This is a genomic window from Paraburkholderia sp. CNPSo 3274 (assembly GCF_024206475.1).
Lineage (GTDB): Bacteria > Pseudomonadota > Gammaproteobacteria > Burkholderiales > Burkholderiaceae > Paraburkholderia.
Window position 1 is genome coordinate 105,161 of sequence record NZ_JAMBPR010000011.1, and the last position, 23,358, is coordinate 128,518.

The 23,358-nt window shown below is 62.9% G+C and carries 22 protein-coding genes and 1 pseudogene; 14 read left to right on the forward strand and 9 right to left on the reverse strand.

All coding sequences use genetic code 11. The features are described 5' to 3' along the window. Nucleotides 1-4 precede the first annotated feature (4 nt). The 9 genes and pseudogenes from M3I54_RS09880 (at nt 5) to M3I54_RS09920 (ending at nt 6,521) form a co-directional block, all read left to right on the forward strand. Nucleotides 5-2,356: a TonB-dependent receptor gene (locus M3I54_RS09880; RefSeq protein WP_254335193.1), complete on the forward strand. Its 2,352-nt coding sequence runs from the start codon at nt 5-7 to the stop codon at nt 2,354-2,356. Nucleotides 2,357-2,381: 25 nt separating this feature from the next. Then, the gene (locus M3I54_RS09885; RefSeq protein ID WP_254335195.1) at nt 2,382-3,020 is read left to right on the forward strand and encodes a MotA/TolQ/ExbB proton channel family protein; all 639 of its coding nucleotides are present in this window, start codon (nt 2,382-2,384) and stop codon (nt 3,018-3,020) included. Continuing rightward, nucleotides 3,017-3,421 (forward strand): biopolymer transporter ExbD, encoded by a 405-nt coding sequence (locus tag M3I54_RS09890; protein ID WP_254335197.1) that lies wholly within the window; start codon nt 3,017-3,019, stop codon nt 3,419-3,421. Before M3I54_RS09885 ends, M3I54_RS09890 begins: the two co-directional genes overlap by 4 nt. Nucleotides 3,422-3,770: 349 nt before the next feature. Next, complete coding sequence (locus tag M3I54_RS09895; RefSeq protein WP_254335204.1) at nt 3,771-4,115, forward strand: energy transducer TonB; 345 nt, start codon at nt 3,771-3,773, stop codon at nt 4,113-4,115. 239 nt (nt 4,116-4,354) lie between these two features. Then, nucleotides 4,355-4,570, forward strand: a pseudogene (locus M3I54_RS09900) (helix-turn-helix transcriptional regulator); the annotation flags it as partial. Nucleotides 4,571-4,692: 122 nt separating this feature from the next. Then, the gene (locus tag M3I54_RS09905; protein WP_254335205.1) at nt 4,693-5,619 is read left to right on the forward strand and encodes a pyridoxal-phosphate dependent enzyme; all 927 of its coding nucleotides are present in this window, start codon (nt 4,693-4,695) and stop codon (nt 5,617-5,619) included. Nucleotides 5,620-5,805: 186 nt separating this feature from the next. Then, nucleotides 5,806-6,057 carry a pentapeptide repeat-containing protein gene (locus M3I54_RS09910; RefSeq protein WP_254335206.1) on the forward strand — a complete coding sequence of 84 codons (252 nt, stop codon included), beginning with the start codon at nt 5,806-5,808 and terminating at the stop codon, nt 6,055-6,057. 57 nt (nt 6,058-6,114) lie between these two features. Next, nucleotides 6,115-6,357 (forward strand): pentapeptide repeat-containing protein, encoded by a 243-nt coding sequence (locus M3I54_RS45100; RefSeq protein WP_254335298.1) that lies wholly within the window; start codon nt 6,115-6,117, stop codon nt 6,355-6,357. Continuing rightward, on the forward strand, nt 6,336-6,521 hold the full coding sequence (locus tag M3I54_RS09920; RefSeq protein WP_254335209.1) for a pentapeptide repeat-containing protein: 186 nt from the start codon (nt 6,336-6,338) through the stop codon (nt 6,519-6,521). The genes M3I54_RS45100 and M3I54_RS09920 overlap by 22 nt, the downstream gene beginning before the upstream one ends. Before the next feature lie 69 nt (nt 6,522-6,590). On the opposite strand, the gene M3I54_RS09925 is transcribed toward M3I54_RS09920, so the two are convergent. Then, nucleotides 6,591-8,690: a serine/threonine protein kinase gene (locus M3I54_RS09925; RefSeq protein WP_254335211.1), complete on the reverse strand. Its 2,100-nt coding sequence runs from the start codon at nt 8,688-8,690 to the stop codon at nt 6,591-6,593. Nucleotides 8,691-9,221: 531 nt separating this feature from the next. On the opposite strand from M3I54_RS09925, the gene M3I54_RS09930 reads away from it, so the two are divergent. From M3I54_RS09930 to M3I54_RS09940, 3 genes are all read left to right on the forward strand, one after another. After that, complete coding sequence (locus M3I54_RS09930) at nt 9,222-9,494, forward strand: hypothetical protein (protein WP_254335213.1); 273 nt, start codon at nt 9,222-9,224, stop codon at nt 9,492-9,494. Nucleotides 9,495-9,590: 96 nt separating this feature from the next. After that, entirely contained in the window at nt 9,591-9,863 is a 273-nt protein-coding gene (locus M3I54_RS09935) for a hypothetical protein (RefSeq protein WP_254335215.1), read from the forward strand. Between the two features lie 127 nt (nt 9,864-9,990). Next, nucleotides 9,991-10,206 carry a hypothetical protein gene (locus tag M3I54_RS09940; RefSeq protein ID WP_254335217.1) on the forward strand — a complete coding sequence of 72 codons (216 nt, stop codon included), beginning with the start codon at nt 9,991-9,993 and terminating at the stop codon, nt 10,204-10,206. Between the two features lie 2 nt (nt 10,207-10,208). Here the strand turns inward: M3I54_RS09940 and M3I54_RS09945 are convergent, their stop codons facing one another. Together M3I54_RS09945 and M3I54_RS09950 are read right to left on the reverse strand one after the other, a co-directional pair. Beyond that, a complete protein-coding gene (locus M3I54_RS09945) occupies nt 10,209-10,451 on the reverse strand; it encodes a hypothetical protein (RefSeq protein WP_028204751.1) in 243 nt (80 codons plus the stop codon). A gap of 58 nt (nt 10,452-10,509) precedes the next feature. Then, on the reverse strand, nt 10,510-10,977 hold the full coding sequence (locus tag M3I54_RS09950) for a lecithin retinol acyltransferase family protein (RefSeq protein WP_254335219.1): 468 nt from the start codon (nt 10,975-10,977) through the stop codon (nt 10,510-10,512). Nucleotides 10,978-11,454: 477 nt separating this feature from the next. Between M3I54_RS09950 and M3I54_RS09955 the strand changes: the two genes are divergently transcribed. Together M3I54_RS09955 and M3I54_RS09960 are read left to right on the forward strand one after the other, a co-directional pair. After that, the gene (locus M3I54_RS09955) at nt 11,455-11,748 is read left to right on the forward strand and encodes a hypothetical protein (protein WP_201695097.1); all 294 of its coding nucleotides are present in this window, start codon (nt 11,455-11,457) and stop codon (nt 11,746-11,748) included. Nucleotides 11,749-11,765: 17 nt separating this feature from the next. Then, a complete protein-coding gene (locus M3I54_RS09960; protein WP_254335221.1) occupies nt 11,766-12,536 on the forward strand; it encodes a protein phosphatase 2C domain-containing protein in 771 nt (256 codons plus the stop codon). A gap of 644 nt (nt 12,537-13,180) precedes the next feature. On the opposite strand, the gene M3I54_RS09965 is transcribed toward M3I54_RS09960, so the two are convergent. The 6 genes from M3I54_RS09965 to M3I54_RS09990 all read right to left on the reverse strand — a co-directional run bounded on the left by M3I54_RS09965 (nt 13,181) and on the right by M3I54_RS09990 (nt 23,260). Next, nucleotides 13,181-14,500 (reverse strand): sigma-54-dependent Fis family transcriptional regulator, encoded by a 1,320-nt coding sequence (locus M3I54_RS09965; RefSeq protein WP_254335229.1) that lies wholly within the window; start codon nt 14,498-14,500, stop codon nt 13,181-13,183. Beyond that, a complete protein-coding gene (locus M3I54_RS09970) occupies nt 14,497-17,568 on the reverse strand; it encodes a peptidase domain-containing ABC transporter (protein WP_254335230.1) in 3,072 nt (1,023 codons plus the stop codon). The genes M3I54_RS09965 and M3I54_RS09970 overlap by 4 nt, the downstream gene beginning before the upstream one ends. 18 nt (nt 17,569-17,586) lie before the next feature. Continuing rightward, nucleotides 17,587-18,339: a peptidylprolyl isomerase gene (locus M3I54_RS09975; RefSeq protein WP_254335232.1), complete on the reverse strand. Its 753-nt coding sequence runs from the start codon at nt 18,337-18,339 to the stop codon at nt 17,587-17,589. Between the two features lie 48 nt (nt 18,340-18,387). Next, nucleotides 18,388-19,773 (reverse strand): HlyD family efflux transporter periplasmic adaptor subunit, encoded by a 1,386-nt coding sequence (locus tag M3I54_RS09980; protein ID WP_254335300.1) that lies wholly within the window; start codon nt 19,771-19,773, stop codon nt 18,388-18,390. A gap of 22 nt (nt 19,774-19,795) precedes the next feature. Continuing rightward, on the reverse strand, nt 19,796-21,658 hold the full coding sequence (locus tag M3I54_RS09985) for an FHA domain-containing protein (protein ID WP_254335235.1): 1,863 nt from the start codon (nt 21,656-21,658) through the stop codon (nt 19,796-19,798). 177 nt (nt 21,659-21,835) lie between these two features. Beyond that, nucleotides 21,836-23,260 (reverse strand): efflux transporter outer membrane subunit, encoded by a 1,425-nt coding sequence (locus M3I54_RS09990; RefSeq protein ID WP_375542121.1) that lies wholly within the window; start codon nt 23,258-23,260, stop codon nt 21,836-21,838. Nucleotides 23,261-23,358 lie beyond the last annotated feature (98 nt).

A 23,358-nucleotide genomic window follows, 5' to 3' on the forward strand; every position in this document is an offset into this window, starting at 1 on the left:
CATCATGATCCACCGCACACTCATCGCCCGCGCGGCGTTTGTCACGTTCGCCATGATCACAGCCAGCCCGGTGCGGGCCACAGACGCCAACGCCACGCTCAACGGCACAGTGAAGGACATGGCCGGCAAGCCGGTGGACCACGCTGCCGTCGTGCTCCAGGACGCGAACGGCACGGAGGCAGGACAGACCACGACCGATGCGACTGGACACTTCAAACTCCTTCACGTCGCCACTGGCACTTACGCAGTGTCCGTAACGGCACCTGGTTTTACCGCCGCCTCGCAGATCGCGACCACCGCGCCTGCGAGTCCAGCCAACGTGGCAGTGGTTCTGAGCAAGGGCGACACGCTCGACGTGCAGGTCAATGCGCAGCGCCTGAACGAGGCACGCAACGGCCTGCTACCGGAGACTGGCAGCAGCATCTACCGGATCACCCAGGCCGACATCCAGGCCATGCCACAGGGCCAAAACACGCCGCTGAACCAGGTGCTGCTGCAGGCCCCCGGCGTCGCGGACGACTCATATGGCCAGCTGCATGTGCGGGGCGACCACGCCGACCTCCAATACCGGATCAACGGCATTCTGATTCCCGAGCCGATCAGCGGTTTCGGGCAATCGCTCGATACACGCATCATCGACCAGGTGAATCTCCTGACCGGCGCGCTGCCGGCCGAATACGGCTACCGCACTGCCGGCATCGTGGATATCCGCACCAAATCGGGCGACCTCGGCAACGGCGGCTCGATCGATGTCTATGGCGGCAGCCACCAGACCATCCAGACGAGCGCCGATATCTACGGCAGCAAGGGCGATTTCAGCTATTTCTTCAGCGGCTCGCTGGGCGAAAACAATCTGGGCATCGAGGCGCCCACCGCATCGCCGAGCCCGATCCGCGATCACACGCGCCAGGGCAATGCCTTCGGATATATGTCGTACATCATCAACCCGCTCACGCGCGTGAGCGTGATGTTCGGCACGGCAGCCAACCAGTTCGAGATCCCGAATACACCCGGCCTCACGCCAAACTTCATGCTCGCCGGTGTGCCGACGTTCGATTCCGCTAACCTGAACGAAACCCAGTCGGAGCTGAACAACTTCGCTGTCGTCGCGCTGCAGGGGACCAACGGCGGAGCGCTCGACTATCAGGTTGCGCTTTTCACGCGCTATACGCGCACCCAGTTCAATCCGGACCCGGTCGGCGACCTGATCTTCAACGGTGTCGCCTCGCAGGACTTCCACAGCGATACCGCCAACGGCCTGCAGGCCGATACCACGTACCGGCTGAACGACCACCACACGCTGCGCGCCGGCGTGCTCTTTCAGCAGGAGCATGCGAGCTTCTGGGACAACGTGTCCGTTTTCCCCGCCGACGCCAATGGCAATCAGACTTCGGATGTGCCCTTTACGCTCTCCGATTCGAGCAGCAAGACGGGTTACCTGTACAGCGCGTATATCCAGGACGAGTGGAAGATCAACAGCAGGCTGACCCTGAACTACGGTCTGCGTTATGACGGCATGGACGAATACGTGCAGGCGAACCAGTTGAGTCCGCGCATTGGCGCGGTGTTCAAGCTGACAGCCACCACGACATTTCATGCCGGCTACGCCCGTTACTTCACACCGCCTTCGTTCGAACTGGTATCCAGCTCCACCATCAGCCGCTTTAATGGCACAACTAACCAGAGCGAGGTTACGCAGAACGATCCGGTACAGCCCGAGCGCGCCGATTACTTCGATCTTGGCGTGACCCAGCAAATCGGCTCGGATCTCACGCTGGGGCTGGACGCCTACTACAAGAAAGCGCATAACCTGCTCGACCTCGGCCAGTTTGGCGCGGCGCTCATCTATACGCCGTTCAACTACCAGTACGGGCGTGTGTACGGCGTCGAATTCACGGCCAACTACAAGCATGAAAACGTGTCGGCGTATCTGAACCTCGCCTACAGCCGCGCAATGGGCAAGAACGTCACTTCCGCCCAATTCAACTTCGGCGCGGACGAACTGGCCTTCATCAGCAACAACTGGGTATTCCTCGATCACGATCAGCGGGTCACAGCGTCTTTCGGCGGCGCCTACAACTGGCATCGCACCACCTTCACGATGGACGGCACCGCAGGGAGCGGCCTGCGCAACGGCTTTGCCAACACCGGCAAGATGCCCTTCTATGCGCAAGTCAATCTGGCCGTCATTGAGCATTTCAATTTGCCCGTGGTCGGCAAGATGGATGGACGTGTGGTGGTGATCAACGCATGCGGCAGAACCTATGCGCTGCGCGACGGTTCCGGCATCGGCGTGTTCGCGCCTCAGTACGGTCCCTATCGCGCGTTCTATGCAGGCCTGACCAAATATTTCTGAAAGAACCACATAACCGGGAGCCGCCATGCAAGACTGGACAGGAATCGTACAGGCCGCGCGACTTGGCGGATGGGTCGTTTATCCGCTCACGCTGCTCGCTATCGTTGCGCTCATCATCACGCTCGATCGTGCGTGGGTGTTCTGGCGCTTCGCGGTCATTCCCGCCAACGAGGAGACGCAAGCCGATGCAGCGGACGAGCCCGATCGCACCCCCGCGCTGCTGCGACTGCCCCCCCAGCACGCACTGCGCAGGTTGCTCGAACCGTTGATCGCTCACACTACAAAGCCCGCATGGTGGATCGAAGCCAGGACTGGCGCGCTCGCACTCGATGTGCAGCGCGACATGTCCAGAGGCCTGTGGGTGCTCGAAACAATCGTGACGGCAGCACCGCTGCTCGGCCTGCTGGGGACGATCGTCGGCATGATGCATGCGTTCCGGTTGATCGGAGATAACGGCCTCGTCAATCCTGGCGGGGTGACCGGCGGCGTGGCGCAGGCGCTGGTAGCGACAGCCATCGGCCTCGTGATCGCCCTGGTCTCGCTGTTCGCCTTCAACTATTTTTCAAGGCGTATCGACAGGCTCATGGACGAGCTCGAAGCGATCGCCAGCACGTGGCTCAGCAACGTGAGACTCGCGCAGGAAAACGAGGCACATACGTCATGAAGCTGCGCCGTTCCCGGGCATCGAAGCGCGGTCGCATCGAGATCATTCCGATGATCGATGTGATGTTCTTCCTGCTCGCCACCTTCATGCTCGCGTCACTCACGATGCAGCGGCTCGACGCAGTCAAACTCGATCTGCCGCGCGGCACGGCGCAACGGCTTGCCGGGCAGCAGCCACTCACGCTCAGCGTAAGCCGCAACGGACAGATCGCGGTGAACCGTCAGGACGTACAGTTAAATGAAGTGGCGGGAACGGTAAAGCGCCTGCTCGCTGCCGATGGAAACGTGGTTGTCGCCGCGGACGCCTGGGCTCCGAACGGCCTGGTCGTCCAGGCCATGCTTCAGGCCCGTGTGGGCGGAGCCGGCCATTTCCTCATTGCGGTCCACCGTGACCAACCGTAGCATCGCGCGCTTCGTCAGGCTGCTTGACGCGCGCGGCCCGAGAGCCGTGGCCGGATGCGTTGTGGCGCTCGCGGTGTGGTCTGCGTTCGTTAGTGTTTTTATAGTCGGTCTTTCGGAGAATCCGGAACCCGCCCGTCCATTGACGCTCGATGCTCGCGTGGTAGAGATCATTACGCCGACGCCGCCCCATCCGCAGGCTGCGGTCGCACGCCCTGCTCCGAACATCGCAGCGACATCGCACCCTGCGCGCGTGGTTCGGCCGACGAATCGGCCTGAGGCAGCAGTTGCCACGCGGCTGCCTGCGCATACCGAATCCCCATTGCCTGCGGCTGCCGCTCCGCCGCCGGCCATGACAACGGCTCATGCCAGCGCTGAAAATGCATCGGCTACGCCCGCCCCGGCCGGGAGCACTTCCGCAGCGTCCGGCGATACCACCGCGCATCCGCTTAGCCAGCCGTTGCCCGTGCTTCCCGATGACCTGCGCGAGTACGCATATCAGGCCATCGCACTAGCTCGCTTCACCATTCATCCGGACGGTTCGGTCGACGTCGCGCTTGTCAAACCCACCCAGAACCCGCGCCTGAACCAGTTGTTACTGGAGACGCTTCGAAACTGGCATTTTTTCCCGGCAATGAAACAAGGACATCCGGTCGCAAGCGAACAGGACATCCGCGTCCATTTCAATATCGAGTAAGGCCGGCAGGTTGGTGATTCCCGGAAAGCCGGCCCCCCAGCGCTGACATATACTCGTCGTGCCGCGCCAGCAAAAGCCTCGACGGCTCGAGTCTGGTGCGACCCCTTAAATCTGGCGCAATAGTGACTTCGTGATTTGAAATGAGCGATGGCGTGGAGTACAAACGGCTCGTCGACCTTCCGGGACTGGTTCTTGGCATTGGGCGTTCCAAAGCATTCAATTTCGGCCGGCATTACCAACTGGGGCGCTTTCATTTTTTGCGTCGATTCAAGCAGACGGTTGGCATGACGCCTCATGCCTGGCTGCTCCGTCTGCGACTGGAACAAGCGTGCGCCTTGTTGGCACGCGGCAAGCAAACCATAGCCGAAGTCGCCCAGGGCGTCGGGTTTTACGATCAAAGCCATTTCAACAGGGCGTTCCGTCACGCGTTTGGCGTGGCCCCTTCCGCATACTGAGCTGTTGGGCCTTCGATCGCCTCGCGTGTCAATTTTTTACAAGCCAGCCTTCCCCTTCCTCTTCAGGATCAGCAGAAGTTCGGCAACGGTTGTTCCGATCGCAAACCTGGAAGCCCATCGCAATGAATCTGCACTTTGAAACCCCTTTGATGGAGTCGCGCGCCTTGAGCGTCCCTGGCGAACAATCCGTGTGGCTCAAGCTCGACGCTTTGCAGCCATGTGGATCGTTCAAGATCCGCGGCATCGGCCATGCTTGCGCCGTCCACCAAAGCCGTGGCGCGCAGCGTTTCGTTTCCTCCTCCGGGGGAAATGCGGGTCTTGCCGTGGCCTATGCGGGCCGGCGCCTGGGCATTCCAGTTGTTGTCGTGGTACCGGAAACGACGACGGAGCGTGCCAAAGAGTTGCTCTGCCTGGAGGGTGCACAAGTCGTGGTGCACGGCAGTTCCTGGCAAGAGGCAAACCAGTTCGCGCAGACTTTACTGGGCGCGACGGACGCCTTTCTGCATCCCTTCGACGATCCGCTGCTGTGGCACGGCCACGCCTCGATGATCGATGAAGTTGCGCAAGCTCGCTTCAAGCCGGATGCCGTAGTGCTTTCCGTGGGCGGGGGTGGTCTGCTTTCTGGCGTGGTGGAAGGCCTGCAACGCAATCGTTGGCACGATGTGCCGGTGTTGGCTGTCGAAACCGATGGCGCCGCTTCGCTCCATGCCGCTGTCGAGGCGGGTCATACGGTGACGTTGCCGTGTATCTCCAGCGTCGCTACTTCGCTCGGCGCCAAGCGGGTATGCGAGCAGGCATTGCGCTGTGTGCGCGAGCACCCTGTACGCAGTCTCGTCGTGTCGGACTCCAGCGCACTCGCAGCCTGCGAGCGTTTTCTTGCGGATCACCGGATCCTGGTCGAGCCGGCTTGCGGCGCAGCGCTGTCCGTCGCCTACGAAAGACATCCGGCGTTGGCCAATTACAAGAAGATTCTGGTTGTTGTATGCGGCGGCGCCACGGCCACCATCGATCAGATACGCGCGTGGGCGGACCAGGCCGATAGCCGATGACCTTGTGCCCGCAACGGCGGAAACGATAGAATCTTGTCCGCCGAAAATAGAGTGGCAGGTTGGTATCTCCTGCGCCCAGTTGTTGGGTTCTAGTACCGCCGCGGCGTCAACCTTACTTTCACCAAGTTGAGCGGACGCGCTGTGGACAGGACGCTGCGCACCCCTCTAAATGAGGAGCCTGCACAGATGCGCAGCAACACGAAAGACCCGTCAATCGGAGCAGGAGCGCTATTCAGCGGATTGACCTTCGACCGCGAAGCGCTGACCCGCCTGCTTCGAGAATGCGGCGACGGACCGACGTTCGAGCACTGCAATTTCGGCGGCGAAGATTTTTCGAATCTCGATCTCCGTGCCGCCCGATTCACACAGTGCAACTTCGAGCACACCCTCCTCGAGCACTGCGAACTCGCAGGAAGCCGATGGTTGGCGTGCAAGTGAGCGGCCGCAAGATTTCGCTACGCCAATCTGAGCGACGCGCGCTTCTACCGTAGCGATCTGAACAATACCGATTGGACAGGCTCGAAACTCGCCTCGGCGGCGTTTACCGAGGTGAAGCTCACAGGCGCCCGCTTTGTCGACGCCCGCACGCCAGGGCTTAGCTTTCACGATTCGCTGCTCGTTGGCGCAGACCTGAAGGGTCTCTCCTTCCGGAAACAAACCCTCGAGGCACTGAGTTTCTCCGACGCGGATCTGTCTGACTGCGACTTTCGCGACGCTTGTTCGAAGGCGGCAGCCTGAGCAACGCACAGTTACGAAACAGCCGCTTTGATGGCGCGGACCTGCGCTCTGTGAACCTAAGCGGTTTTCGACTCTCCGATGTGCTGCAGCATCTCAAAGGCACGATACTCTCGGTCGATCAAGCCGTGACGCTGGTTGGAGACTGCGGAGTGCGCGTGTTGTAATTCGGTGAGGGCCAGCACGAGCTGGCCTTTGCGTGCCAATGGCAACACCTGGCGATCAACCAAAGCGAATCACTGAGAATCGCTGCGCGCATGCGTCGTGATCTGCACGAAATCGGCAACGATATGCGCGGCGCCATAGTGCGCTTTCATCTGCTTCAACTGCTGCCCGACCGCGGCAAGGTAAGCCGAGCGCGACTCCGAAGCCGGGCGCAGGCCATCGAACAGCGGCGCCGGCGTAATCAGCAAAACGATCATCTCCGTGCCGAACGGCTTGTCCACGAGCCAGTATCCCGATCCTCCAACCGTCGCCGAGAAGCCAGGCGGCGCCTGGTTGTCGCGCTCGACGTTGCTGGGGACAAGATGCACGACACTGCCGTCGAGCGCGAAATAATCCACGTTGACGTATGAGTCGTAATGCGGCGTCGTGATATCGACGATGAGCGGCATCCCCTGCGTCAGGCGCGCGTCGAGTGGCTGGGTATGGATCGTCGCGGCGCCGCCCGCCAGATGATTGGCGCGCCAATACGGCGCGAATGCGCTCACGACTTCGCAGTTGTGGTTCTCCACCGCAGTCACATCGAGTTTCGCGGCCTGCCCTCCGGGCGTTTGCGCAAGCGCGTCGTGAACGTGCGCCATGTTCTCGCCCACATTGGCAAAGCCACCCACCTGGATCACGTGCTCCGGCAGCGCCGCCGCAAGCGCCGAGCATGGAATACGCGCGAGCGTCGCATTCAACGCAGCGATCGACGCCGCGTCGGCCACCGGCGCGCTCGATGCAGGAGCCGCTGCAACCGCGCTGGTGGCAGGCACGCTCGCGACAACCGTTGCTGGCATTGCGGCAAGCACCGGGGAGGCCGGCGCCTCCGAGGCCGCCTTCGTCGCGCTAGCGGGCGCCATGGCGGCCATGGTGGGCCTCGCGCCCGTTTGCCCATGCCCGGAAAGCACACGATACCCCACCCATAACCCGGCAGCGACAACGATCGCCCCCACGCCAATCGCGCCGACCCGGGCGCCCGAGAACGCCGGCGCATGCGTGAGCACGCCCATGCCCTCGAGAAACTGATTGACGCTCGCGGTGCGCGAGGCGCGGTCAAACGAAAGCGCCGCGCTCAAGGTGCGCCATTGGCCACGATCGAGCCCAGGCGGCCGCTCGGCGCGCATCTTGTCGCTGCGTGCCTGCGTGGCCGATTTGCGGTTGAACGGATGCTTGCCCGTCAACAGCTCGTAGGTCACACAGGCGAGCGCGTAGATATCGTCGCGCGGATCCGGCTCCCGATGCTCGAACATCTCCGGGCTCGCATAGGCGGGCGTGATGCCGCCAAGCGTCGCGGGATCGAATACGGTGACGTCGGGATCTTCTTCGGGCCTCTGGAACACGCGCGCAATGCCGAAGTCGATGACTTTCACATCGCCGCCGTCGGTGAGGAAAACGTTGGCGGGCTTGAAGTCGCAATGCACGAAGCCGCGCTCATGTGCATAGGCCAGCGCCTGTCCCATCCCGGCGATGATGGGCCGCGCCTGTTCGAATGGCATACCCGCGAAACCCGGTGCGCGGAGAAGCTTGCTGAGCGGCTTGCCCGACAGATATTCCATCGTGAGGTAGACGAGCGGCCCGTCGCGGTCGAAATCGTACACCGTGACGATATTGCGATGCGCGAGCGTCTGCGCCTTGCGGGCCTCGCGCTGCAGCGCGATCAGCGAAGTCGGCTGGCCGCGGAACTGCACGTTCAGCACCTTGATCGCGATATAAGGTTTGCGGTCCGAAGCTTCGAGCTTGCGCAAATCGAGCGCCTTGTAGACGGTGCCCATGCCGCCCACACCCAGACATTCTTCGAGCACGAAGCGTCCATTGAGCGTGTCGCCAATCCCCTTCACGTGGTCCGCGTCGTCGCCCGCGGCGGCGGAACGCGCAGCGGCAAGAGCTTCGTGGATGCGAGTGGAGTCGTCCACGGCCGCCGCGTTGTCCTGGCGATGTTCGATGCGGCGCAGGACTTCGGCATACACGGCATCGGGCAGCGGATGGACAGTTTGCGTCGCGTCCACCGCCTCGCGCAGGCGAGCGCAATTGGCCGCGTCGACCGCGAGCACGTGGTCGATCTCGGCGAAGAACGCCTCGCGTGAGAGCGCCCCGCTCTGGAATGTCTGGATCAGCTGCGCAAGGCTCATCATTCGTATGCCTTCAACTCAGCTTCAGGATGGCCGAGGCGCTTTCCGTCACATGTTCCCGGCGCGCGATCGCGCCGCGTGTGGCTGTTGCCGCGATCCCCGTCGAGCCCGCTGCAACGTGGTCTCGTCATCTTTAAAGCATACAGAGTCGCCGCCGAATCTGCGCGCACCGTGATCTCCGTCGGCGCACGCGCTTTCAACCATGCAACAAGGTCTGATGAGAGATTAATCTGCGGCAACGCGCAGTGCAATCGGTGCCTGAACCAGGCCCTTGGCCCGCACGTGTCGCCCCGGATCCAACGGCCGCGCCGCGCGCTGTTGGGCTCGCACCATCAGCGTTTTCGCGCGCGAGCGCTGCCACCTGTCCTGCACACACGCGGCGGCTTTCCGCAAAGCCCTGTCGCACAAGGCGTCGAGCGGTTCGTGACGTGAGCGCGAAGCCGCTGGCACACCCTGTGCATTAAGAGGAGCGAGCCCGCAAGATACTGCAGCTCAATCGCCAACTACCCTGTACTGCCCTTCTGGAGAACTGTCATGAGCAAGCTGATGATCGCCGACCTGAGCGTCGCGCAAGAACTCGACCGCAGCGAAATGAGCGCCGTGCGCGGCGGTGGCGGCCTGAGCCTCTGGCCCGGCTACTACCCGGCGCCGTCGTTCAAGTACGACACGACGAACTTCAGCGCCCAGCAGTTGATCGGCCAGACGAACACCATCGAGAACAACGTGGGCAACGACGTCGCGTTCGCGCAGAACATCCACGCGACGGTCAACCCGGTGCAGACCGCCCACAACACGATCAACTTCTGATCGTCCTGGCGGCGGCGCGGCCGCACCCTGCGTTCATTCGCGTGCCGCGATCGCCCGGGTCCATCCGCCCCATTCATCGACAACTGGAGGCTCATCATGACTTCCCTCGTTATCCGCGAGCTGGCTCCCGGAACGGCACTCGACCGCCGCGCCATGACAGCCGTACGCGGCGGCAATAACAGCTCCTACGGTGGCTACGGCTCGATTGCCAACATCACCGTCTCGCCGAACATCGTGCAGAACATCTCGCAGGTTCAGGTGGTCGACGTCGCGGCGCTCAACAACATCGGTTATATCGGCGCTGGCTTCGGGCCGCTGAACCTCAAGGTCAATCCCTCGCAATACGCCAACACCGGCGTGACGTTTTAGCCGCTGCCGCGAAGGGAACATGCAGACGGCGCCGCGAGGCGCCGCCTGTTTGTTTACGTGCGCTGCGCGCCACCGCCTATACTCAAGCGAAACCCCTCAAGCCGAATCCGCTCTCGTGGAGCAGACCATGAGCATTATCGTCATCAAGGACCTTCCGGAAAGCGTGGAACTGGACAGGCAGGCAATGGCTGCGATCGTGGGCGGCGCCCGCATCGCGTCGCGGCGGACGCTACTCGTGCCGCGGCCGTTCATCGGCGTACGTGTGGAGATCGAAGGCTCGCCCGCCCAGCGAGGGCCGGCAACCGTCCCCACGGCGCCGCCCCGCCCGACGCTGCTGCGTTGAATTCACGCAGCGCGCGCGGTCATGGCCGGACGCGTGCTGGCAGGCGGAAATACGCACCAGGTGCCATCGTCGTGACGGAAGAAGAAGATTGCAATCGTGCGCGCGGGATGCACCGCTTCTACGCAAACGTAGCGCAGCCGTTGCTCCTGCGTGCGGCTAAAACGCACCACGCGGGCCGGCACACGCGCGTTCGGTGCGAGCCACTTGTCGACGAGGGTGCGCAGCGAAGTTTCGGCGGAATTCATGATGGTCTCCGAAGCAAGTGGCGATGCGTGTCGTATTGAGGTCGACAGGAAATGGCGTTCACGCCGCCTGCGCGGCGTACCCGTCGTGGCTGGCTTGCAGGCGGCGAGCGTGAACCAGCGCGCGCATCACGCGCAAGCCGGCCAGCGGATGGGCAATGCAGGTGCGGACCTGCTCGCTGCGGCCCTTGCCGTCCACGCACCAGGTGCAGAAGTGTTCGCAGTTGTTGCTGAGCAGGCGGTAGCGGTCTTCGCCCAGACGCGAGCGCGCACGCACGACGGCTTCGCGACCCACGAAGGCCGCGCACGGATGCGCGACGATGGCGACTTCGTAGCCGGCCGCGAAACGTTCGAGCGTGACCTCTTCGATCGGACCGCGATGCAGCGATACGCACAACCCGGCGTAGTGGACGACGCGGCCGCCACCGACATAGATACCGTGATGGCTGTAGCCCGCGCGACGCGACACGAGATGCGCGCCGAGCGGCGGTTCATCTGCGTGGAACGTCGGTTGAAGATCGGGGCTCATTGCTGCATCCGTCTGGCTGGTTGCTGGCTTCCCGTGCTGCTCGACGGTTTGCCGGTTGCCAACTAACCTGCATCAGACATGCCAGGCGGCCGATCACGGTTCTATAAGGCGTAGCGGGAGAACATGCGTGCTGGAGGCGCCCGTGTGTCGGCGGTGCACCAACTCGAGTGCTTCGATTGTGTCGGCGCTGAACCATCAATTCGCCGCCGACCCGGCTCACGAAGCGCGATCGTTCATGTGTCGGAGTCCTGATGACGACGGACAACCAACGTGTTGGCGAGCGCACGACCAGTGCACCGCGGACCCATGAGGCGCGGGCCAGCGCAGAGCGCGGCTCGCGCGCGCAACGTCATATGGGGCAAGCCTCACGGGGATGTGGCGCGCGAGCGCCGCGCTTCGCCAAAAAATGGCATGCTGCTTGCAAGGTATGGTCGGAACGCCGCGCGCCCGCGGCCATCATCTTGACGGAGACTTGTCATGACCTCGCTCGCCATCACCGACCTTCACCTGCAATGCGATCTCGACCGCAAGGCCATGTCGTTCATCCGGGGCGCCGGCGCGCCGTGGGTATTCGGCTGGATACAGCCCTACGAGCCCGCACAGCCTTCCCCGCTCGGATCCATCATCAATCTCTACCAGACCAACAATACGTTCTACGCGAATCAGGTCGTCAATCAGTACCAGACGCTCGACGTGACCAATTCCGCGTCCAATTCGAACGTGACGGTAGGCGTGGGCCAGAACGGCAAGAATAACGGACTCGTCGCGTAGCCTATGGAGGCTCGATCGTGACAGGCGGATTGTTATGGAGTTCGGCATCGCGCACTGACGTGGGCTGTGTGCGGGCGCTCAACGAGGATGCGTGTCTCGATCAGCCCCAACGGGGCTTGTGGGCAGTGGCTGACGGCATGGGCGGGCACACGGCGGGCGATCTTGCCAGTGGCATGATCGTGCGCTCGCTTGGGGCGCTTGCCGCGCCCAACGCGCTCACCAGTTTCTCGGCTGCGGCGCGCGGCACGCTGCAGACGGTGAACCACCAGTTGCGCGAGGAAGCGGTGCGGCGCGGGGTTCGCATGATTGGCAGCACCGTTGCCGTGCTGATGGCGAGGGGGCGCGAATTTGGCTGGTTATGGGCGGGCGACAGCCGCATTTACCTGTACCGCGATGCGCAGCTCGAACCGCTTACGACTGACCATAGTTACGTGGCGGAGCTTCAGGCGCAGGGGCATTTGAGCGCAGAAGCGGCGCGTCACCATCCATCGCAGCATTTGATAACACGGGCCGTCGGTGCGGCAGACTGGCTTGATCTAGACGAAGGCCGCATCGTCGTGCGCGACGGAGACCTCTTTTTGCTATGCAGCGACGGCCTGAGCAATGAAGTGCAGACACCCGAGATGGTGCGCGCGCTCGAGGGCGGCGACTGCCAGCATGCAACTGATGTACTCGTTGAGATGGCCTTGCAGGCGGGTGGGCGCGATAACATCACCGCGGTCGTCGTGAGGGTGGATGATCCTGTTGCGTCGGATCGTACGCTGGTTAATCCTGCTGTTGGGCGTTAGTGTTTGCCTTTGGCATTTCCTTGTCTTCGCGTCGGTCTGCCTGGTGTTTGCCTTTGGCATTTCCTTGTTTTCGCGTCGGTCTGCCTGGGTTGCCCCTGTGCGGGGCGGCACCTACTTTCTTTGCCGCGGCAAAGAAAGTAGGCAAAGAAAGCCGCTCAAACCGCTAGTGCCAGCCACGGTTCACCTCTCGCCTTTAATGGTTAATGGCTCCGGAGCGTCTGTCACCTCGCGCCTTCAAGGTTAGTGACAAGGCGCTCATCCCTCCGGCGGCGCTGCGGGCGCCGTGGGGCATAACCAAAAACCGTTGGGGCGCGTGCATTCTCGCGAATCCTGATTCCTCCCATTGGGTTTCCCTTGCAGACCCGACCGCAGCGCGCGTAGCGAGCAGCGGGATGCATGACTGCCTTGTCACTCACTTTGGTGGTGCGAGGTGACAGACGCTCCGGAGCCATTCACCATTAATGGCGCGAGGTGAACCGTGGCAGGCATTGGCGGTGTGAGCGGCTTTCTTTGCCTACTTTCTTTGCCGCGGCAAAGAAAGTAGGTGCCGCCCCGCACAGGGGCAACGCCTGCATACCGACACGAACACAAGGAAATGCCAACCCGCCAAGATCCACGACAAAAATCACCCACTGAGCACTCGCTCAGGATTCCTTCTCGTGATTCACCTTATCGGCATGCCGAAAATCCTTCGAATGAATCCCGTGCTTCTTAAGCAGCATCTGCAAATGCGAGCGATTCATATCACAGCGCCGGGCGAGCTCGGCCACCGTCCCCCCCGTCTCCTGCAACCCACGCTCAAGAAACGCCCTCTCGGCCTCATCACTCGCAGCGCGCTTCGCATCGCTCAATGAGAGAGGCGCACCTGCCGCTTCAGCCTCCACGACCCGCAAAGCCAGCGCGGCAGGCTTAGGCCGAATATCATCGGGCAGATGCTCGATATCGGCCGTGTCACCCGCCAGGCACGAAATCCGATAAATGAGATTACGCAGCTCGCGAATATTCCCCGGATAAGCATACGTAAGCAGGAAATCGCGCAGCTTGGGCGTAAGCTTCACAGGCCGTCGCTTGAGCTGCCCAGCGGCCTCATCGCCGAAATACGCAATGAGTAGCGGAATCTCGTCGTTGCGTTCGCGCAGCGCGGGCAGCGTGACATGAATCACGCTCAACCGATAAAAAAGGTCCTCGCGAAACTGCCCGTGCGCGGCGAGTTCGCGCAAGTTGCGGTTGGTCGCGGCAACGATGCGCGTGTCGACTCCAATGGGCTCATCGGAGCCCACCCGCTGAATCTCGTGCGATTCGAGCACACGCAGCAGCTTCACTTGCCCCTGCAGTGGCAACTCACCGATCTCGTCCAGAAAGATCGTCCCCGTATGCGCGCTTTCGAACTTCCCTTTGCGATCGCTCGACGCCCCCGTGAACGCCCCTCTGCGATGGCCGAACAGCTCCGATTCGAGCAGGTTCTCGGGTATCGCGCCGCAGTTGACCGAGATGTATGGACGGTCGGCGCGCGCGCCGTTGGCGTGGATCACCTTCGCCATCAACTCCTTGCCCGTACCGCTTTCGCCGTCGATCAGCACGGGCAAGTCGGTGGGCGCCGCCTTTTCCGCGATCTCCAGCGCTGCGAGCAGCTTCGGGTTGTCGCCGAATATGCCTTCGAATATGAAGCTGCGCTCGATAAGCGCCTCGCGCCGGCGGTGCGCGGAGGGCGTAAGGGCATCCGGCCTTGCCAGCGTATCGAGCGCTTCGGGCGCCTCTGCCGCCGCTTCGACGAAGCGCTCCTTGCGCGAAAGTTGCATGACTTCGTCGCGCAGCGCGTTCGACTGGTTCAAAAGCTTTTCGATGTCGGTGCGTTCGAGCCGCGGCGCCCAGCGCAGCGTCGAGCGCAGGATCTCGATCTTCTCGAGCAGCTCCGCATATGACACAACGGAACTGCCGAATCCGTGCGGGTCGAAGAGTTTCATGATGCCCCCAGCTGCTTTTGAACGAGCTGGTAATACATGCCCTTGCGCTCGACGAGTTCTTCGTGACGCCCCTGCTCCACGATCGCCCCTTCATAGAGCACGAGGATCTTGTCCGCCCGCATGATGGTACTCAGCCGGTGCGCGATGATGAGCGCGGTGCGGCCCTGGAGAATGTCGTGCATGTTCGAGAGGATGTTGCTTTCCGACTGCGTGTCGAGCGACGAGGTGGCTTCGTCGAACACGAGCAGGCGCGGGTCGTGATAGAGCGCACGCGCTATGCAAAGGCGCTGGACCTGCCCGCCCGAAAGGCCCATGCCGCGCTCGCCCACCACCTGTTCGTAGCCGAGCGGCATCTTGCTGATGAACGCGTGCGCATCGGCCATACGCGCCACTTCCTCCATGCGCCGCCAGTCCGGCGTTGCATCGCCGCACGCGATGTTCTCGGCAATCGTGCCGGAGAACACGAGGTTCGTCTGCATCACGTAGCCCACCTGGGCACGAAAGTACGCGTGGTCGATCGCGCTCATGTCGTAGCCGTCCACGTTGATCTTGCCTTCGGTCGGCGCGTAGAAGCCCACCAGCAGCTTGGCGAGCGTCGTCTTGCCGGATCCGCTGCGCCCCACGATGGCCACCATCTGGCCGCGCCCCACGGAAAAGCTGATGTTTTCCAGCACATAAGGCGTTTCGTTGCCGCCATAGCGGAAATACACGCCGTCGAATTCAATGTCGCCCTGCAGGTCGGGAAGCAGCACGCGCGAACCCAGGTCGGCAGGCTTCTGCTCGGGCTCGATGTCGAGCACGTCGCCTAGCCGCTCCATCGCGACCGCCGCGTCGTTCATGAGACTCCAGAGCCCGACGAGGCCCATGAGCGGCGCAAGCACGCTGCCCATGAACGCATTGAACGCAATGAGCTGTCCGATGCTCAACTCCTGATCGAGCACGAGCGTGGCGCCCGCCCAGAGAATCACGATCGTGGTCGCGGCGTTGAGCAACTGGCTACCGAGTCCAACCAGAATATGGAACGCCTGCGCGCGATACTGCACTTCGAGCGACTTCGCGTACTTGCGCTCCCATTTCAGGCGCACCGCTCTTTCTATCCCCATGCCCTTCACGGTTTCGACGCCGCCGAGGGTCTCCATCAGCATGGAGCGCGCGTCGGTGGACACGGCAAAGACCTCGCGCGCGTAGCGCTTGATTCGCGGCGTGGCAATGGCGGTGAGCGCCATGATGGGAATCACGAACGCGATCAGCAGCAGCGTCAGCTTCACGTTGTAGAGGAACATGATCGTGAAGTAGATGAAGATCATCAGCAGGTTGAGCGCCGTTGTCACCGTCGATTCAGTCAGAAACGCGCGTATCGTCTGGTTCTCCTGAAAGCGCGCGAAGATATCGCCCGTTTTACGGCGCGCGAAAAACGAGAACGGCAGCGACATGGTGTGCTTGAAGAACTGCGACATCATCGCGAAGTCGAGACTGCGCACCATGAAATTCGACAGATGCGCGCGTATCGTCGTCATGAGCTGCGTAAACACGTGCGAAATAATGAGCCCCACGATCAGGAGATGCAGCAAGCTCACATTCTGGTGGACGATTACGCTGTCGAGAATGTTCTGGATGATGAGCGGCGGCACCACGCCCAGCATCTGGATCACGAAGGTCGCGAGAAACAGGTGGGCGAGTATTTTCCGGTATGGCAGCAGATAACCGATGAAGCGCACCCACGGCGAGCGCGTCGCCGCCTGCGCGCCCGTGGTCTCGCCCGCGGTGAACAAGAGGCACGTGCCGTTCCAGCCGCGCTCGAACGCTTCGACGCTCAGCTTGCGAAACCCGAGCGCCGGGTCCGCCACCCTCACCCACTGCTTCGAAACGCCGTACACGACGATATAGTGGTAGCCCTCCCAGTGCGCGATGAAGGGCAGCTCGAACCCTTGCAGCGCTTCGTAAGTGCACTGCACGCCGCGCGTGGTGAAGCCGAGCGCCTCGCCGGTGCGCGCGAGACTGTCCAGCGTCGCGCCCTGCGTCGTCACGTTCGCGAGGTCGCGCAACTTGCCGAGCGTCATGGGAATGCCGTAATGCCGGCAGATCATTGCGAGGCACGCCGCGCCGCAATCCATCTCTTCGGCCTGCTCGACCAGCACGAAGCGCTTGATCACGCGTTCGCTGAAAGTCGCGTCCGCCCCGCTGTCCACGGCAACGGGCCGGCTGCGGCGCTCAGCGACCTTCTTCTGCCGCTGCAATTCGCGCTCGTTGAAGCGCACGCGCTCTTCCAGCACCTCGCGCAGCTTCGGGTTGCGCTCCAGCATGAAATGCACGGTCTTCTCGGGAATCACCAGCAGCCGTACATCGGTGAGCGCCGTAACGCTCGCAGGCTGATCCTGCCGAAGCAGGCACGCGCGCTCGCCGAAAATCTCCCCCGCGCCGAGCTTCGCGATCTGATAGACGGTGCCGTCTTCCTCGCGCGCAATACTGACCTCGCCCTGACGCACCACATACAGGCGCATGTCGCCACCAGCGCCTTGATGGATGATCTCCTTGCCCGCGCTCACGCGCTTGACGCCCACGCTCGACACATACTCTTCCAGTTCGGCGCGCGAAAGCTTGCCACGCAGGTCGAAAAGCCGCGTGACGAAACCGCCCGCGGAGCTGATCGCCACATAGCTCGTCACGAACGACTGCGCGGCCGGATTCGCGGCCAGTAGCGGTTCGAGCGCCGCGCGGGGGATGCAAAGCACCTCGGTCTTCGCGGAAGCGCGCACCGACACTTCGTGCCAGTAATCGCGCAACATGGCGATTTCGCCGAACACTTCGCGTTCCTTGCGCACGCCGAGACTCATTTCCTTGCCGCGCTCTTCGGCGATGAGCCGCACGGAGCCCGAGCGGATCACATAGAGCCCGGCTGCGGGCTCGCCGCGCTTGCAGAGCGTGTCGCCGAATGCATAGCTGCGCGTTTCGACCTGCGCGGCGAGACGGTCGAGCTCTTCGCGCGAAAAAAGCGAGAGCGGTTCGACCGATGCGAGAAAATCCGCCAGCGACGGTGCGCTAGCCGGTGCGGGCGCCTGGGTGTCCATCAGCGTGGCTCTGCGCGCTCAGTGCGCGTCGATGATATGTTCTTGCGCGCGCTCCGCGAGCCACTCTTCGCGCAAAAGCCGCCGCACCTCGGAAGAAACGTCCGCTTCGAGCGACGCCGGATGTTTTGCCGTCACGCAGAAAATTTCGAAGAACGAACCGTCCGACGCGGGAAACGGGCCAAGCAGGTCACCAACCTGCGCATTGAACACCTTTGCCTCGATGTCCGTTTTCAACGACCCGCGCAGCACCTTGCCGATCACGCCACCGCGTTCGCTCGTGTCCGCGATCGAATGCTCGCGCGCCATTTCGCCGAACGCCTGCGGCTCGTCCTCCAGAATCGACATGACCTCGCGCGCCTTGCCTTCCGAGTCCACCACGATGTGGCTCACTTCGATGCTGTCGAATTTCGGCGAATTGAGCTTGAAATAGCTTTCGACCGCCTCGTCGTTGCAGATCAGGTTGAAGGTCTTCTCCTGATAGAGCGTATCGGTAATGAAGCGCTCGAATTCATCGAGGCTGATACCGAACACGTCCAGGTAGCGATTCATGTCCGCCGCGCGGTGCAGCCCCCGCACGCGGCGAAACTGGTCGGCGCGTTGCTGGATTTCGTCGGGCTCCACCTTCACGCCCATTTTCTTCGCGGCGATGACCGTCAGCCGGTCGCGCACCTGCTGTTCGACGAGACTCTCGAACTGCCCCGTGAGTTTGAGCGCGCGGATGAAATCTTCCGTGCCTATCGCTTCATCGTCGATCCGTACGATTGTCGTCATTGCATTCCCCTGATTTCTGATGCCCGAATTCTGAACTGGTAAGTGTCTTCAGCCAGCGATCTGCCGGAACGGGTCCAGCGCGAAATCGATCACGCGCCGCTCGCGCACCACGATTTCGGCGGTTGCCGTCATGCCGTAGCGCAGCGGATACGTCGCGCCGCCAATCGAAAAGTGATCGCGTGCGAGACGCACGCGCCCCTCGTAAACTGGCTCCTTCGTCTGCGCCTGCGGCTTCGTAGTCGGCGAGATATATTCGAGCGTGCCGTCCACCACCCCATAGCGCTGATACGGAAACGCGTTGAATTTCAGCTTGACGGGCAAACCCTCGTGCAGGAACGCGCGGTCCTGCTCCGCAATCGCCACCTTCACGACCGGGCGCGCATTGGCTGGTGCAATGCCCCCTAGCGGCGTGTTCGCCTGGATCTTGTCGCCGGGCTGCGTCGTCGTCACGTCCGTAATCACGCCCGAGACCGGCGCGAGCACGAGCAGGAAGTTGTCCTTGTCGATGTTCTCGAAGCGGATGCGCGCCGCAGCGTCGGCGGCAAGGCGCGCGGTTTGCACCTGCAGGCGCAGCTTGTCCTCGGTATTGGCGATTTCGCGCTCCGTCGCGTCGTATTCGATGCGCAGTGAGGTGAGTTGCCCGGCGCTGCCTTCGAGCTGCGCCTTCGCCTGTGAGAACTCGTGGCTCGTTTGCGCCTGCAATTCGGAGAGCCGCGCCTGCGCGATCCGGTAGTTGTTATCCGCCTGCAGGAACGCGCTGCGCTTTTCCTCGACCTGGCTTTGCGAGACCCCGCCTCCGCCTGGCAGCGCGAACAGGCGCTCGTACTTGTCCTGGTCTTCCTTCGCGAGGTCGCGCACGTGGCGGGCGTTGTCGATATTGCCGCGCGCTTCGTCGAGCTGGGCGTTCTCGGCCTGCTGGAGCTTGCTCGTGCCTTCCGCCACGCGTGTTTCGTGCATATGCGCTTCAACGTCCATCTGCGCCTTGAGCGCCTCGGCCTTGCGCTCCATGAGCGCTTTCTTCTCGGGGAACTCCTTCCAGTCGCGCTCGGCGTCGTCGAGCTTCAGGCGCGCGTCGAGCGCGTTGGTCGCCGCCTGGATCGCGCCGCGCGCGTTGATACGGCCAATGACGTCGTCCTTCTCCACGGGCTGACCTTCGGCAATGTAGATATCCACCAGCTCTCCATCCACTGGCGCGTAGATGCGGCGCACTTCGGACTCCGGAGCAAGTGCCCCCTGCGCGCTCACGATGACATCGGCGCGCCCGACGAACGACCACAGGAGCGCGCACACCACGAGCGCAACCATCGTGATGATCGTGGCGTCAATGAGGCGCCACGGGCGCGCCGTGAGGATCGCTACGCCCTCCTCGCTGTGGTCGCCCAGCGCCTCGCCAAGTGGCCGCGGAGGTTCGGGCGCCGCATGCCCCCCATACATGCCGAACACCTTGCGCAGGCGCTCAATGAGCTGGCGCGGATTCAACATGCCCTCCCGCTAGCGCAAGCTTTTCGAGCGCGCCCGCATGGGCAGCGAACGGCGGCGTCGCGAAGTGAGCGGCGGCCAGGCGGTCGTGCACGGCCTGCACATGGCCCGCGTGCGCCTCGCTGTCGATCTGCTGATACTCGTCGACGTCGGCGCGCACAGTATCGAGCCCGGCGAGGCGCGGATAGCGCTGCGCATAGTCGCTCAGCATCGCGGTGAGCGCGTCGAAGCGGTCGCTTGCGAGCGCGCTGTCGATTGCCTGATGGATGCGATCGAGCGCGGCCACATACACGGAGTCGTCGCTCTGCAGCTTGCGCAAGTGGCTGAGCGAATCCGCATACACGGCGGCAAACGCTGGCACGTAGGCCGAGATCCGGTCGAATGCACGTTGATGCTCGCCGGGGTCGTCGTTCCAGCGGCTCGTCAGCGTGTGGATCGGCGCTTCGTCGCGGTAGATGCGAATCAGCGCTTGCGGACCGCCCCGTCCCTGCACGAACGATTGCAGCGCGCCGATCCAGCCGATGTTTTCCACGAGCGGCGCGGCGTCCGGATTGTGGCGCGCGAGCGTACGCATATCTTCCACGATGGCACGCGCACGGTCGAACGCACCCGCATTGATCGCGGCGACCCAGTCGGGTACGTCCGCCTTGATGAGCGCTTCTGTCCCCATCGCGCGCCACGTGCTGTCATTCGGGTGGCGCGTGAGATATTGATCGGCCACGCGCGCCGCGCTTTCGAACTGGCCGCTCGTGAGCAATGCCTGCATGTCGCGCTGCGGCGCGCCCTGGAAATACGTGAGCGCAACGAGCGCGACGATCACGGCAAGCCCGCCGCCGCCCCAGCGCGCGAACGCGCCCATGTTGATCTTTCCGCTGCCGCCCAGCGCTTCGCTCAGCTCGCTAAGGAAGACCTCGAGCCTGCCGCGCCGGCGTCGCGCGTCGTGGCCCGGTTCCGGCGCGGGTTGAGGCGCATCGGGGTTGATTTCGTCGTCCTGGGCGGGCGCGGGCGGCGTGCAGAAAATGTCGAGAAACGAGTGCGCGCTGCCGATGAAGGTCGTGCGGTCCGCGTCTTCGGCGAGCACCGACGCGTGGCGCTCGCGCGTCGCGGTCACGGTGGCATCGCTTCCATACGTACTTTCGAGGCCAACCCGGTAAACGAAGTGCTCGCCGCCAAATGCGATCCGCTGCCCGTCTTCGAGCCTGACCGCGTGATCGTCGAGCCGCTGTCCGTCGAGGAACGTGCCGTTGGTGCTGCCCAGGTCTTCGACATACATCGCGTCGTCTTCGGCATAGATGTGCGCATGACGCCGCGACAAATAGTTCACCTGATGCGGATACGCGTCGTGATACTGCGAGAACGTCTCGTCGGCCTTGCTGACCAGGAACGGAAAGCTCGTGACGACGATCTGCTGCAAACCGAGATCGGCGCGCTCCGGCGTGAGCGTCACCACGGTCGCCCGCACCGCCGCGCGCACCGTACGCGGCGCGAAGCTCACGCGAAACGCGAGCGCGCCGGCAAAGCTGAGTTCGTCGCCGTCGTTGAGAACGTGGGGCTTCTGGGTGACTTCGACACCGTTGACCGCTGTGCCGTTCTTGCTGCCCAGGTCGGCGACGTAGGCCGCCGCGCCCTCGCGGAAGATGCGTGCGTGACGGCGCGAGACATCGACGACGACCTCCGGCCGCGCCGCGGCAAAAGGCGGCTGTGTCCGCCCAACTGCGAAAAGATCCTTGTCGATGCGGACCTCGCCCAGCTCCGCATGCGATATCGGCCGCAGCACGATATCGAACGTCCGGTCGAGCGATGTCTGGCTCTCGGCAATGGAAGCGGCGTCAGGCACCATGATTCCGCCAGCGATCAGCAGTTGTCAGCCAGGCGGCGCGTGGCGCAAGCGCCGCGTGCGCACTGACTCTCCGTGTGAAGCCGCGCGCCTTGCACACGGCGATCGGGGTGTTAGAAAAGTGTAGGCGACTGTTGGCTGGAGTCAAACAACTGACGCGGCCCAACGCAACGAGCGCGCTCACTTGACGGGCGCCGCCGACACAGCGGAACTCGAGGCCACGTTGGCTACATCGGCGTCGGGCCAGCCGCCGCCGATCGCCTTATAGAGGGTGACGGTGTCGCTCAGGATCAGCTCATGGTTGGAGAGAAGCGACTGTTCCGCGTTAGCGAGCGAACGTTCGGACTCCAATACTTCGAGCTGCGACACGAGCCCTTCCTTCAACTGCGCCTCGACCTGCGCCGCGACGGTGCGCAGCCGCTCGTTCTGCTGCAGCAATTCGATGCGCTGCTTTTTATGCGCGTCGAGATTCACGAGCGCGCTTTCGACCTCTTCGAAGGCCGCGAACACCACCTGGCGATACTGCTCTTCGGTAACCTTGCTCTGCGCCTCGGTCGTCTTGATGTGGGCATGCACGCCGGGGTCGAACATCGGGAAGTCAATGCTCGGCATGAAGCTCAGCGTGAACACCTTGAAGAGGTCGGAGAGCGAGAACGCGGCTGTGCCGGCGCGGCCGGTGAGACTGATGGTCGGCAATTGCGCGAGCCGCGCGGAACCGACTTCGTCATACGATTCGAGAATGCGGTACTGCGCGGCCACCACATCGGGGCGGCGCCCCAGCAACTGCGCGGGCAGGCCCATGGGCACGTCCGGCAACTTCACGCGCTCGCGCAACTGGCCTGATGGCATTTTGAACTCGCCCGCCGGCACGCCGACCAGCGTGGCAAGGGCGTTTTCGGCGGTATCGCGCTCACGGTGCAGTTCCAGCAGTTCGGTCGTCACGCCATTGACCTCCGCGCTCTGACGCAGCACCTCGGTTTTGGGCGCTACACCGTTTGCGTACATCTGCTGGTAAATGGTGAGAATCTGCTTGTTCCTGTTGAGCGTGCCTTCCTCGTCCCGGATCTGATCGTCGAACTGGAGAATCTGGAAATAAGTGCTCGCCACATTCGCAACGAGCGTCAAATAGCCTGCACGCCAATCCGCTTCGCTAGCGTGATACTCAGCCTTTTGGGCCTGCACGCTTTTTTCGACTTTGCCCCAGATATCGATGTCCCAGTTCACCTGAGTGGCGACGTTATAGGTCTTCGAGAGCGCTAGCCCCGTGCTCTTCTCATAGTCGATACCCGCGCCCGCGTCGACCGTGGGAAGTGCACCGGCCTGCACTTCCCCGATCTGCGCCCCGGCCACGCCAATGCGCGCCGCCAGCACCCGGATATCGATATTGCCCGCAATCGCCTTTGCTATAAGTGTATTCAGGTAGGGATCGTCGAACGCTTTCCACCACTGCGGATTGACCGTATCAGCCGCGGAAAACGTGCGGCTCGTATGCGCCCAGGCGTCCTTCGCAGGCATGTCCGGGCGTCGATACGCAGGCGTACTCAGATCCGTGCAGCCGCACAGCGCCACGGCACACAACCCAGCCGTTCCGACGAAGCGGGTCAGCCAGCGCGACGCGCCGCGGCCTGCATGTGCGGCGGACGGCGAGAGCGGTGTGTTCACAATCGACTCCTTGAGCGGAAGGCGGCGAATGATGCGACGAC

Excerpts from the sequence above, each read along its gene's own strand:
- M3I54_RS09980 (WP_254335300.1), bottom strand. The coding sequence starts at position 19,773 with ATGTATGGGGGGCATGCGGCGCCCGAACCTCCGCGGCCACTTGGCGAG.
- M3I54_RS09925 (WP_254335211.1), bottom strand. The coding sequence starts at position 8,690 with ATGATGAGCCTTGCGCAGCTGATCCAGACATTCCAGAGCGGGGCGCTC.
- M3I54_RS09975 (WP_254335232.1), bottom strand. The coding sequence starts at position 18,339 with ATGACGACAATCGTACGGATCGACGATGAAGCGATAGGCACGGAAGAT.
- M3I54_RS09945 (WP_028204751.1), bottom strand. The coding sequence starts at position 10,451 with ATGAATTCCGCCGAAACTTCGCTGCGCACCCTCGTCGACAAGTGGCTC.
- M3I54_RS09890 (WP_254335197.1), top strand. The coding sequence starts at position 3,017 with ATGAAGCTGCGCCGTTCCCGGGCATCGAAGCGCGGTCGCATCGAGATC.
- M3I54_RS09955 (WP_201695097.1), top strand. The coding sequence starts at position 11,455 with ATGACCTCGCTCGCCATCACCGACCTTCACCTGCAATGCGATCTCGAC.
- M3I54_RS09935 (WP_254335215.1), top strand. The coding sequence starts at position 9,591 with ATGACTTCCCTCGTTATCCGCGAGCTGGCTCCCGGAACGGCACTCGAC.
- M3I54_RS09950 (WP_254335219.1), bottom strand. The coding sequence starts at position 10,977 with ATGAGCCCCGATCTTCAACCGACGTTCCACGCAGATGAACCGCCGCTC.
- M3I54_RS09940 (WP_254335217.1), top strand. The coding sequence starts at position 9,991 with ATGAGCATTATCGTCATCAAGGACCTTCCGGAAAGCGTGGAACTGGAC.
- M3I54_RS09895 (WP_254335204.1), top strand. The coding sequence starts at position 3,771 with ATGACAACGGCTCATGCCAGCGCTGAAAATGCATCGGCTACGCCCGCC.
- M3I54_RS09985 (WP_254335235.1), bottom strand. The coding sequence starts at position 21,658 with ATGGTGCCTGACGCCGCTTCCATTGCCGAGAGCCAGACATCGCTCGAC.
- M3I54_RS09970 (WP_254335230.1), bottom strand. The coding sequence starts at position 17,568 with ATGGACACCCAGGCGCCCGCACCGGCTAGCGCACCGTCGCTGGCGGAT.
- M3I54_RS09880 (WP_254335193.1), top strand. The coding sequence starts at position 5 with ATGATCCACCGCACACTCATCGCCCGCGCGGCGTTTGTCACGTTCGCC.
- M3I54_RS09930 (WP_254335213.1), top strand. The coding sequence starts at position 9,222 with ATGAGCAAGCTGATGATCGCCGACCTGAGCGTCGCGCAAGAACTCGAC.
- M3I54_RS09905 (WP_254335205.1), top strand. The coding sequence starts at position 4,693 with ATGAATCTGCACTTTGAAACCCCTTTGATGGAGTCGCGCGCCTTGAGC.
- M3I54_RS09965 (WP_254335229.1), bottom strand. The coding sequence starts at position 14,500 with ATGAAACTCTTCGACCCGCACGGATTCGGCAGTTCCGTTGTGTCATAT.
- M3I54_RS09910 (WP_254335206.1), top strand. The coding sequence starts at position 5,806 with ATGCGCAGCAACACGAAAGACCCGTCAATCGGAGCAGGAGCGCTATTC.
- M3I54_RS09885 (WP_254335195.1), top strand. The coding sequence starts at position 2,382 with ATGCAAGACTGGACAGGAATCGTACAGGCCGCGCGACTTGGCGGATGG.